Source organism: Aeromicrobium sp. PFPM2_SD2, assembly GCF_057364525.1.
Window position 1 is genome coordinate 1 of record NZ_JBNFNZ010000443.1, and the last position, 1,992, is coordinate 1,992.

Here is a 1,992-nt window from a genome sequence, read left to right on the forward strand (position 1 = left end):
GGTGGCCGGGGCCTGCGGACGCGCGAACGCCTCCACGTCCTCGCGCGTGACCACCTCGCCGTCGTGCGGCACCGAGGCCAGGTCGACGTCGAGGTCGCGGGCGAGCTTGCGCACGGGCGGCTTGGCCAGCACCTCCGGTGCGGGCTTCTGCGCCACCTTCTCGGTGTCGACCGAGGCGACGTGGCGCGGGCGCCGGACGTTCGCGCCGGGCACCTTCGGGCCGTAGCCGACGAGCACGGGCTCGCGCTTCGGTGCGGCGGGCTCCGGCGGCCGGCTGCGCCGCGGGGCGTCTCGTCGGCGGGCTCCTCCTCGACCAGCTCAGCGGCCGGGGTGGAGCCGCCTCGGGCTCGGCGGCCGGGACCGGAGCGACGTCCTCGCCGAAGCGGACGATCGGGGTGCCGACCGGCACCGTCTCGCCCTCCGGCACGAGCAGCGCGCCGACCGGGCCGGCGAACGGGCTGGGCAGCTCGACGACCGACTTGGCCGTCTCGATGTCGACGAGCGGCTGGTTGACCTCCACGACGTCGCCGGGCTGCACGTGCCAGGTGACGATCTCGGCCTCGGTCAGGCCCTCGCCCACGTCGGGCAGGTTGAACACGTCCATGCAGGTCTCCTCAGAACGCCATCGAGCGGTCGACGGCGTCCAGGACGCGGTCGAGGTCCGGCAGGTACTCGTCCTCGACCCGGCTGGGTGGGTAGGGCAGGTCGTAGCCGGTCACGCGCAGCACGGGCGCCTCGAGGGAGTAGAAGCACTCCTCCTGCACCCGGGCGGCGATCTCGGCGCCGAGGCCGAGCGTGCGGGCGGCCTCGTGGACGACGACCGCGCGGCCGGTGCGACGCACCGACGCGTGGACCGGCTCCAGGTCCAGCGGCGAGAGGGTGCGCAGGTCGATGACCTCCAGCTGACGCCCCTCGGCCTCGGCCGCCTCGGCGGCGTCCAGGCAGGTGCGCACCATCGGGCCGTACGCGAGCAGGGTGGCGTCCGTGCCCGGGCGCACGACGCGCGAGGCGTGCAGCGGGGTGTCCTCGTCGCCGACCTCGCCGGTCTGCCAGTAGCGCCGCTTGGGCTCCATGAACACGACCGGGTCGTCGCTGGCGATCGCCTGCTGGATCATCCAGTACGCGTCGTGCGGCGTGGACGGCGAGACGACCTTGAGCCCGGCGGTGAGGACGAACTGGCCCTCGGGGCTCTCGGAGTGGTGCTCGACCGCACCGATGCCGCCGCCGAACGGGATGCGGACGACCATCGGCATCGGCACGGTGCCGCTGCTGCGGGCGTGCAGCTTCGCGACCTGGCTGACGATCTGGTCGTAGGCCGGGTAGACGAAGCCGTCGAACTGGATCTCGACGACCGGGCGGAAGCCGCGCATGGCCAGGCCGACCGCGGCGCCGACGATGCCGGACTCGCCCAGCGGGGTGTCGATGACCCGGCCGTCGCCGAAGTCCTTCTGCAGCCCGTCGGTGACGCGGAAGACGCCACCGAGACGGCCGACGTCCTCGCCCATGACCAGCACGTGCCGGTCGGTCTCCATCGCGGCCCGCAGGCCGGCGTTGATCGCCTTGGCGATGCTCATGGTCGTCATCACAGACCCCCCTCGAACGACGAGCGGTAGGCGACGTAGGACGCCTTCTGCTCGGCCAGCTCCGGCGTGCCCTCGGCGTGGACGCGGTCGAACATGTCGGCCAGGTCCGGCTCCGGCAGCGCCTTGCACGCCTCGCGCAGGTGCCGGCCCAGCGCCTCGGCCTCGGCGTCGAGGTCGGCGAAGAACGACAGGTCGACGCCCTGGGCCTCCAGGTGGCGGCGCAGGCGCAGCAGCGGGTCGCGCTCCTTCCAGTGCTCGACCTCCTGCGGGTCGCGGTAGCGCGTCGGGTCGTCGGACGTCGTGTGGGGCCCGACCCGGTAGGTCACCGCCTCGACGAGGGTCGGGCCCTCGCCGTTTGCGGGCCCGGTCGAGCGCGGCGCCGACGACGGCCTGCACGGCCAGGAGCGTT

At 73.8% G+C, this 1,992-nt stretch carries 3 protein-coding genes and 1 pseudogene; all 4 read right to left on the reverse strand.

The window, feature by feature from the left end:
• Positions 1-237: E3 binding domain-containing protein (locus AC2W7G_RS14830; RefSeq protein WP_485869116.1), on the reverse strand; the 237-nt coding region annotated here is incomplete at its 3' end.
• A 205-nt stretch (positions 238-442) separates the two neighbouring features.
• A pseudogene (locus tag AC2W7G_RS14835) lies at positions 443-604 on the reverse strand (biotin/lipoyl-containing protein); the annotation flags it as partial.
• Positions 605-614: 10 nt separating this feature from the next.
• Positions 615-1,583, reverse strand: a complete 969-nt coding sequence (locus tag AC2W7G_RS14840) for an alpha-ketoacid dehydrogenase subunit beta (RefSeq protein ID WP_485869117.1) — start codon at positions 1,581-1,583, stop codon at positions 615-617.
• Positions 1,583-1,992 (reverse strand): thiamine pyrophosphate-dependent enzyme (locus tag AC2W7G_RS14845; RefSeq protein ID WP_485869118.1); only part of this gene is annotated, 410 nt, incomplete at its 5' end. The genes AC2W7G_RS14845 and AC2W7G_RS14840, both read right to left, overlap by 1 nt.